Raw genomic sequence first — 8,395 nt, 5'->3', positions numbered from 1 at the left:
TTCAGCCAGATAAAATAGGCGCTTTCGCCGTGTGCTGCGGTGTCGTAGCCGCGGGCGAAGTCGCCGGCCCCCTTGCGCTCGATCTTGATCACCCGGGCGCCGGCGTCGGCCAGCCGCGATGTGCAGAACGGCGCCGCGACGGCCTGTTCCAGCGCGACGATCAGCGTGCCCGCGAGAGGGCCCGAATTCGGAGGAGTCATAATCGTCTCACTTTCGGCAATACCGGGTTGAAAAAAATCTAACATCTGTTAGAAACAAGGTCAACACACTCGGATTGCAACCAAAAGAAGGGCAACAATGCAAGAAATTACCGGATCGGATCAGACATTCCGGCGCGCGCTGGCGAATGGCGAGATCGCGCTCCCAAAATGCGACAGTTGCGGAAAATTTCATTTCTTCCCGCGCGTCGTCTGTCCGCATTGCCATGAAACGGCGTTGTCCTGGCACAAGGCCAGCGGTTGTGGAGAGGTGCATACGACGACCGTAGTCCGACGCAGGTCCGAGCAGGGCGGGGATTACAACATTTGCATGGTCGAGCTGGAAGAAGGCGTGCGGATGATGAGTCGGGTCGAGGGGATCGCGCCTGCGGATGTAACGATCGGTATGGCTGTCACCGTCTATGTCGGCGAGATCGACGGAAAGCCTGCGGTGCTGTGCAGGCCGGTGGAGGGCTGAGCGATGACGGGAGAATTGCGGGGAAAGGCTGCCATCGTGGGCACCGGCCATGCCGGATTCGGCGAGGCGCATGGCCTGACCGCCTATGACATCATGGCCCAGGCGGGGCTGGCGGCGGTGGCCGACGCGGGACTGTCGCTGGCCGATGTCGACGGGCTGTTCTGCACCATGATGGAAGACAGCATGCCGGCGCTGATGGCGGCCGAGTATCTTGGTATCCAGCCGCGATTCGTCGATGGTACGATGACCGGCGGGTCGTCCTTCGTGAACTACTTGACCTCGGCGGCGATGGCGCTCGATGCGGGACTGTGCGACGTCGCGCTGATCGTCTATGGCTCGAATCAGAGAACCGCGTCGGGACGGCTGGTGACGGCCTCGCGCCCACCCGAATACGAGGCCCCGTACAAGCCGCGCTATCCGATCTCTGCCTATGCGATGGCCGCGGCCCGGCATATGTACGAATACGGCACCACCCGCGTGCAACTGGCCGAAGTGGCGGTGGCCGCGCGCGCCTGGGCGCGGCTCAATCCCGAAGCGTTCGATCGCGGCCCGCTGAGCCGCGAGGACGTGCTGGCCGCGCGCATGGTAGGCGACCCGCTGACTGTGCGCGACTGTTGCCTGGTGACTGACGGTGGCGGCGCGGTGGTGATGGTGCGCGCCGACCGTGCCAGGGATTGTCCGAAGCCGCCAGTCTATCTGTTGGGCAGCGCCGCAGCCAGTTCGCACCGGCAGATATCACAGATGCGGGATTTCAGCACTACGGCGGCCCGCGAATCCGGCGCGCGCGCCTTCGCGGCGGCCGGAGTGGCGCCGGGCGATATAGACCTGGTTGAGCTCTATGACGCGTTCACGATCAATACAATCCTGTTCCTGGAGGATCTCGGGTTCTGCGCCAAGGGCGAAGGGGGCGCCTTTGTCGAGGGTGGACGCATCGCCCCGGGCGGGGTGCTGCCGGTGAACACCAATGGCGGCGGGCTGTCCTGCGTGCATCCGGGGATGTACGGCATCTTTACCGTGATCGAAGCCGCGCGGCAGATCCGTGGCGACGCGCCCGGACAGCAGCTAGAGAATATCGACCTGGCGCTTGCCCACGGCAATGGCGGCGTTCTGTCCAGCCAGGTCACGGCGATCTTGGGATCGGGAAACACGTTGTAGGGCGTTCCAGGGAGGAAGAAACATGCCGCTGGATTTCGAGGCGCTTTCGAATTGGGATTTCGAGGAAATCGAACAGACGCTGAGCGAAAGAGACACGATTCTCTATGCGCTCGGGCTGGGTTTCGGCGAAGACCCTACCGACAGGAAGGAGTTGGCCTATGTCTACGAGGACGGGCTGAAGGCGGTGCCGTCCATGGCGGTCACGATGGGCTATCCGGGGTTCTGGCTGCGCGACCCGAGAACCGGCGTGAACTGGCAGAAGGTTCTGCATGGCGAGCAGTGGCTGGACATCTACAAGCCGCTGCCGGTGAAGGGCAATATCGTCGGCCGCAGCAAGATCGACTTCATCTCCGACAAGGGCGAGGGCAAAGGCGCCGTCATCTATCAAAGCCGCGAAATCATCGACGCCGATACCGGCGAAAAGCTGGCTCGCGTAGCGATGTCGGCCTTTTGCCGTGGTGACGGCGGCTTCGGCGGGGAAAACTGCCCCGGACCGACGCCTGCCGAGCTGCCCGACCGCGCACCCGATCATGTCTGCGACATCGAAACGCTGCCTCGGCAGGCGCTGATCTATCGGCTCAGCGGCGATTACAACCCCCTGCACGCCGACCCCGACGTAGCACGCTCGGTCGGGTTTGACCGGCCGATCCTGCATGGGCTGGCCACCTATGGCTTGGCGGCGCGCGCGATCCTCAAATCGCTGCTGGACTACGACGCCAGCCGTCTCGTCGGGCTGGATGTGCGGTTCTCGGCGCCGGTCTATCCGGGTGAAACCGTGCGGTTCGAGATCTGGGAAGACGGGGGCGAGGCCCGGTTCCGTGCCTCGGTCCCTGTACGCGAGGTGGTGGTCCTGAACAACGGGGCCGCCAGGTTCGCGTGAGGGCGGGAAAAATGCAGCCGCTCGACGATATCCTGGTGCTCGATTTCAGCACCCTTCTTCCGGGTCCGATGGCGACGCTGATGTTGGCCGAGGCCGGCGCTGAGGTAATCAAGTTCGAGCGCCCCGGTACAGGCGAGGGCGCGCGCCATACGAATCCCAAATTAAATGGTGAAAGCATCGGCTTTGCCGTGCTGAACCATGGGAAGCGATCGGTAGCAATTGATCTGAAGGCAGAGGGCGCGGTGGAATCGCTGCGCCCCCTGATCGAGAAGGCCGATGTGCTGGTCGAACAGTTCCGCCCGGGCGTCATGGATCGGCTAGGGCTGGGGTATGACACCCTTCGCCGGATCAATCCGGGGCTCATCTATTGCTCGATCACCGGATATGGCCAGACCGGGCCAAAGGCGGCGTCCGCCGGGCACGATCTGAACTATGCAGGCGATTCGGGCTTACTGTCGCTCAGCCGGGGCCCCGACGATAATCCGACGATGCCATCTGGTCTGATCGCCGATGTTGGCGGCGGCACCTATCCAGCCGTGATGAACATCCTGCTCGCGCTTCGGGCTCGCGACCGGAACGGGCAGGGGATCCATCTGGATATCGCGATGGCCGAGGGCGCCTTTGCCTTTGCTTATTGGGCTCATGCCGAAGGCGTGATCGCTGGCCAGGACATAGACAGCGGCGGCAGTCGGCTGACAGGCGGGCTTGCGCGCTACCGGCTCTATACTGCGGGCGACGGACGGCAGGTCGCGGTTGGCGCGCTGGAAGAGAAATTCTGGCAGGCCTTCTGCGACGTGATCGGCCAGCCGGTCGATCTGCGCGACGATTGGGTTGATCCGGAAACCTGCGCCGCAGAAGTGGCGCGGCGTCTGGCAGAGAGGCCTTCGTCCGATTGGGCGCCGCTTCTGGAGGAGGCGGATTGTTGCTGTACGGTTGTGAAAACCCCTGCCGAGGCCGCCGCAGACCCGCATTTCGCGGCGCGCGGGGTGTTCGGCCGGAAGCTGGCGATTGCCGGCACCAAGGTATCGGCCCTGCCATTGCCAATCGCCCCCGGATTTCGTGGTCCGGCGGATCAAATCGGTCGCGCGCCATCTTTGGGAGAAGACAATGCGCGCCATGCTGTGGTGGAACTTGAGCCGAAATGAATCCCGTTGACGCATGGGCTTTCGGGCATTATTCTAACATTTGTTAGAAATATAAGGGAGAGTTGCGATGGCACAGTCCAAGGAGGGCTTGTCTGCTGAGGCCGGTCAGTATGTGATGCCATCGCGCTTTGTTGAGAGCGACAGCGTGGAAGTGCAGGATTTCGTTTCCTCAGCATTGCGTGATCTGCCTGCCGATGCAACCGGCCGGGACAAGGCGATCCGCCTTTTCGAGGCGGTACGCGATGGCATTCGTTACGACCCATATTGTTTTGCATTGGATGAAGAATCTTATCGAGCCAGTCGGATCGCGGGCGCCGAGGCGGCGTTCTGCGTCCCCAAGGCCATTCTCCTAGCGGCTTGTCTTCGGGCGGCGGGCATACCGGCGGCGCTGGGTTTTGCCGATGTCCGCAACCACCTGAACACACCCAAACTGCAAGAGCTGATGGGCACGGATTTGTTCATCTATCACGGCTATGTCCAGCTGTGGCTGGATGGCGAGGTCTACAAGGTCACTCCAGCCTTCAATATCGAGCTGTGCGAAAGGTTCGAGGTGAAACCGCTGGTCTTCGACGGCCATCACGATGCCCTGTTCCACGAGTTCGACGAAAAGAATAATCGGCACATGGAATATGTGAACGACCGTGGTCTCTTTTTCGATGCGCCGATAACCGAGTTCCTGCGCGTTTTCCGTGAAACTTATCCCAAGCTGGAGGAGTTCAACCGCGTTCGCATTGCCAACGGGTCCAAGGGCTATGATGCCGGGTTCTCGGTAGAAGGCGGGTCATGAAATACTTGGAGGATTTCCATCCAGGCCAGGTGTTTCGCTTTCGAAGTGCACCGATGAGCGTGGAGTCGATAAAGGCCTTTGCCCTGGAATGGGACCCACAGCGGCTGCATACCGACGAGGATTATGCCACCGCCATGCACGGAAGCCTGATTGCCTCCGGTTTTCAGACCATGCTGGAGGCGTTCAAGCCCATCATGATCGAAATGATGGTCGACGTGGCCAATATCGGCGGCATGGGCTTTGACAATCTGCGCTGGTCGCGCCCCGTTCGCCCCGATGAACCGCTCGATATCCAGATGCAGGTCAACTCGGTCACGCCGTCGCGCAGCAAGCCCGACCGGGGTGTTCTCCACTATACGCTGCGTGCCAAGAACCCGGCGGGCGAGGTCGTTTTCTCCACAGACACGCCTGTCATGATCAAGCGAAAACCAAATGAAACAGACTGAAGACAACACCCAGGATCAGGAAGACCTGCGCCTGCTGAGGGAAAGCGCCCAAACCCTGTTCGCCCGGGCAGGCGGCAGCGACCGCGCCAGAAAACTGCGCGATGCCGGTGGTCGGTGGGGTGACGGCATGATTACCGAACTTGCCGGCGCTGGCGTTTTCGGCGTCGCGGTGCCGGAGGAAAACGGCGGCCTGGGCATGGGTCTTGCTGCTGCCGGCGTGCTGGCCGAGGAGGCCGGCCGTGTCATTGCCCCCGAACCTGTGGTGGCAACAATCGGGCTGACGATCGGTCTCTTGTACCGTCTTTGCCCGGATCACGGGATGTTGGAAAAGGCCATCGGGGGCGAAACCGTGCTGGCGACGGCCTGGCAGGAACGCGGCGCGGCGGGGGTCGCGCCGGGCAGGGACTGCCGCTTTGCGGGCGGCAGGCTGACCGGCGCGAAAGCCTGGATCGCCGGTGCGGTCGGGGCCGACGGCTATCTGGTGGTGGCCGAAGGCGACGGCGGCGCGGTTCTTGCCTATGCGGAGGCGGGCGCGGCCGGGCTGAACGTCGAAGGCCGCCGGCAGGCCGATGGCAGCGCATTGGGCGAACTGTCCTTTTCGGCGACGCCGGCCGAGCTTCTGGCCGAGGGGGCGGCGGTCGAGGCGGCTCTGGCCGAAGCGGTCAGCGACACCACCGCGCTGGCCGCGGCCGAGCTTGTCGGGCTAAGCGGTCGTGCCTTCGAGATCGTGCTTGATTACGTCAAGACTCGCGAACAGTTCGACAAGCCCATCGGCGCCTTTCAGGTCATCCAGCACCGCGCGACCGACCTGTATGTGATGCAGGAGGTCGCCCAGGCAGCGGTGCGCGAGGTGCTGTCGTCGATGGACCGTGCCGCGGCCGGCCCCCAGGTGCGTGCCCGCCAGGCCAGCCGCGCCAAGGCTCGCGCCGGCGTGGCGGCAAAGAAGATCACGCGCGATGCGGTCCAGCTGCACGGGGCGGTCGGATATACCGATGAATTCGACATCGGGCTATTCCTGAACCGGGCGCTGGTGCTGTCGGCCTGGCTCGGGGACGACACCTATCACCGGCGGCTCTGGCTTGATGCCCGCGACAAGGAGGGGGCGCAACGATGACGGACTGGAACGCCATGACCGACGGGGATTTCCGGCGCGAGGTCGGTCAATTCTTCGAATCCGAATACCCCGAGGAACTTCGCCATCTGCCGCACCGCCCGACCTTTTCCGAGGTCGAGCATTGGCATCGCAAACTCCATGCCAAGGGCTGGGTCGCCCCGGCCTGGCCCGCCGAATATGGCGGCATGGGGCTGAGCGCCGCGAAACTTCTGATCTTTTACGAAGAACAGCAACGCTGGGGCGTGAACCGTGGGCGCGACATGGGTGTGCAGATGGTCGGCCCACTCATCATCAAGTTCGGTACCCAGACGCAAAGGACTATTGGCTGCCGCGGATCCTGAGCTGTGAAGACATCTGGTGTCAGGGCTATTCCGAGCCAGGCGCCGGGTCCGATCTGGCCAACTTGCGCACCCGCGCAGAGATCGACGGGGATGACTTTGTCATCAATGGCCAGAAGATCTGGACCACCATGGCGCATGACGCCACGCATATCTTCATGCTGGTGCGGACCGATCCCGACGCGCCGAAAAAGCAGCAGGGCATTAGTTTTATTCTGGCGACGATGGACCAGCCCGGTGTCGAGGTGCGCACGATCCGGACGCTCGCCGGCGAAACTGAGTTCTGCGAGGTCTTCTTCGACGGTGCCCGCACGCCGCGCGAAAACCTCGTGGGCGAGCTGAACAAGGGCTGGACGATGGCCAAGGCCCTCCTGAGCTTCGAGCGCATCTTCATTGGCTCACCCAGCCTTGCGCAGAACGCTCTGGGTCAACTGGAAAGCTTTGCGCGCGGCCGCGGCGCCTTTAACGATCCGGTGTTCCGCGACCGCTTCGCCCAAGCCGCGCTCGACGTGGAAGACCACGCTGCGCTCTATGCCCGTTACGCCGATCAGCTTAAGCGCGGCGAGACGCTGGGCGCGGATGTCTCGATGCTCAAGATCTGGGTTACTGAGTGCTTCCAGCGCATCACCGAGTTGATGATCGAGGCCGCGGGTCCCGATGGCGGCACCATCGGTCCACTTCAGGTCGGCAATGTCAGCGTCGATGTCCTGGCTAGCTTCTACAAGGCCCGGCCGACCACGATCTATGGCGGATCGAACGAGATCCAGCGCAACATCCTGTCTAAAGCAGTCCTCGGGCTGCCGGGTTGAACACAAAGGGAAAACCAACAAGGAACTAGGATATGTCCAACCGTTACGCGAAATATAACAAGCTGAAATTTGACTACCCGGCGGATCGCGTCCTGCGCATCACTTTCGATCGGCCCGAGAGCTTCAACTCGGTCGATGCAGAAACCCATACCCAGATGACCGATATGTGGATCGACATCGATCGCGACCCCGATATCAACGCGGTCATCGTGACCGGCGCGGGCAAGGCGTTTTCGGCCGGCGGCGATTTCAGCCTGATCGAAAGCATGATCGGCAATTCGCACGAGATCATGAAGACGTGGAAAGAGGCCAAGGACCTCGTCTACAACATCATCAATTGCAATAAGCCGATCATCTCCGCCATCAACGGCCCGGCCGCCGGCGCGGGTCTGGTGGTCGCAATTTTGGCCGACATCTCGATCGCGGGCAAACGGGCCAAGATCGTCGACGGACACCCGCGGCTGGGCGTGGCCGCGGGCGACGTCGCGGCGATCATCTGGCCGCTGCTGACCTCGATGGCCAAGGCCAAATACTATCTGATGACCTGCAAGCCGGTTTCGGGCGAAGAGGCCGAACGCATCGGGCTGGTCTCGATGTGCGTCGAGGATGACGAGCTGCAGCAGATCGCCCTGGATACGGCTGTCGAACTGGCCAACGGGTCGCAAAGCGCGATCCGCTGGACCAAGTATTCGCTGAACAACTGGCTTCGTCAGGCCGGGCCGATCTTCGATGCCTCGACCGCGCTTGAAATGCTTGGCTTCATGAGCGAGGACGTCAAGGAAGGCGTTCTGTCGCACCGCGAGAAGCGGGCGCCGAACTTTCGCAAGGACTGTCCGCTTTAAGGGGCGCAGGGTCGAGGAGGTATGGTCATGTCCGAGAGCATCTATCAAAACATCGCGCAAGCCTATGCCGCCGCCGCGCGCCACCTGCCCGCGACGCGGATCGACACCGGCTCGCACAGCTTCGCCCGGGCGGAAGACCAGCGCGCGCTACGCAACGCCGTCCTCACCGCCCTCACTAAACTCTGAGCACAACGCGGACCACTC

The 8,395-nt window shown here is 62.6% G+C and carries 12 protein-coding genes; 11 read left to right on the top strand and 1 reads right to left on the bottom strand.

The window, feature by feature from the left end; genetic code table 11:
• On the bottom strand, positions 1–200 hold a 200-nt coding region (locus ACFC3J_RS21070; protein ID WP_375197944.1), incomplete at its 3' end, for a CoA transferase.
• A gap of 97 nt (positions 201–297) precedes the next feature.
• Between ACFC3J_RS21070 and ACFC3J_RS21065 the strand changes: the two genes are divergently transcribed.
• The 11 genes from ACFC3J_RS21065 (at position 298) to ACFC3J_RS21015 (ending at position 8,377) form a co-directional block, all read left to right on the top strand.
• Entirely contained in the window at positions 298–675 is a 378-nt protein-coding gene (locus tag ACFC3J_RS21065; RefSeq protein WP_375197943.1) for a Zn-ribbon domain-containing OB-fold protein, read from the top strand.
• A gap of 3 nt (positions 676–678) precedes the next feature.
• Positions 679–1,830 carry an acetyl-CoA acetyltransferase gene (locus ACFC3J_RS21060; protein ID WP_375197942.1) on the top strand — a complete coding sequence of 384 codons (1,152 nt, stop codon included), beginning with the start codon at positions 679–681 and terminating at the stop codon, positions 1,828–1,830.
• A 22-nt stretch (positions 1,831–1,852) separates the two neighbouring features.
• Positions 1,853–2,710, top strand: a complete 858-nt coding sequence (locus tag ACFC3J_RS21055) for a MaoC/PaaZ C-terminal domain-containing protein (RefSeq protein WP_375197941.1) — start codon at positions 1,853–1,855, stop codon at positions 2,708–2,710.
• A gap of 11 nt (positions 2,711–2,721) precedes the next feature.
• Positions 2,722–3,855, top strand: coding sequence for a CaiB/BaiF CoA transferase family protein (locus ACFC3J_RS21050; protein ID WP_375197940.1), 1,134 nt, complete (start codon positions 2,722–2,724; stop codon positions 3,853–3,855).
• Positions 3,856–3,922: 67 nt separating this feature from the next.
• On the top strand, positions 3,923–4,642 hold the full coding sequence (locus ACFC3J_RS21045) for a transglutaminase family protein (RefSeq protein ID WP_375197939.1): 720 nt from the start codon (positions 3,923–3,925) through the stop codon (positions 4,640–4,642).
• The gene (locus ACFC3J_RS21040; protein WP_375197938.1) at positions 4,639–5,088 is read left to right on the top strand and encodes a MaoC/PaaZ C-terminal domain-containing protein; all 450 of its coding nucleotides are present in this window, start codon (positions 4,639–4,641) and stop codon (positions 5,086–5,088) included. The genes ACFC3J_RS21045 and ACFC3J_RS21040 overlap by 4 nt, the downstream gene beginning before the upstream one ends.
• On the top strand, positions 5,075–6,202 hold the full coding sequence (locus tag ACFC3J_RS21035; RefSeq protein WP_375197937.1) for an acyl-CoA dehydrogenase family protein: 1,128 nt from the start codon (positions 5,075–5,077) through the stop codon (positions 6,200–6,202). The genes ACFC3J_RS21040 and ACFC3J_RS21035 overlap by 14 nt, the downstream gene beginning before the upstream one ends.
• A gap of 14 nt (positions 6,203–6,216) precedes the next feature.
• Positions 6,217–6,543, top strand: coding sequence for an acyl-CoA dehydrogenase family protein (locus ACFC3J_RS21030; RefSeq protein ID WP_375197936.1), 327 nt, complete (start codon positions 6,217–6,219; stop codon positions 6,541–6,543).
• The gene (locus tag ACFC3J_RS21025) at positions 6,438–7,349 is read left to right on the top strand and encodes an acyl-CoA dehydrogenase family protein (protein ID WP_375197945.1); all 912 of its coding nucleotides are present in this window, start codon (positions 6,438–6,440) and stop codon (positions 7,347–7,349) included. The genes ACFC3J_RS21030 and ACFC3J_RS21025 overlap by 106 nt, the downstream gene beginning before the upstream one ends.
• Before the next feature lie 32 nt (positions 7,350–7,381).
• Positions 7,382–8,191, top strand: a complete 810-nt coding sequence (locus ACFC3J_RS21020; RefSeq protein WP_375197935.1) for an enoyl-CoA hydratase/isomerase family protein — start codon at positions 7,382–7,384, stop codon at positions 8,189–8,191.
• 27 nt (positions 8,192–8,218) lie between these two features.
• Positions 8,219–8,377: a hypothetical protein gene (locus tag ACFC3J_RS21015; protein ID WP_375197934.1), complete on the top strand. Its 159-nt coding sequence runs from the start codon at positions 8,219–8,221 to the stop codon at positions 8,375–8,377.
• Positions 8,378–8,395: the final 18 nt, after the last annotated feature.

Source organism: Sphingobium sp., assembly GCF_041987595.1.
GTDB lineage: Bacteria > Pseudomonadota > Alphaproteobacteria > Sphingomonadales > Sphingomonadaceae > Sphingobium.
The sequence above is the reverse complement of the archived record's forward strand: the minus strand, read 5'-3'. Positions and strand labels throughout refer to the sequence as shown.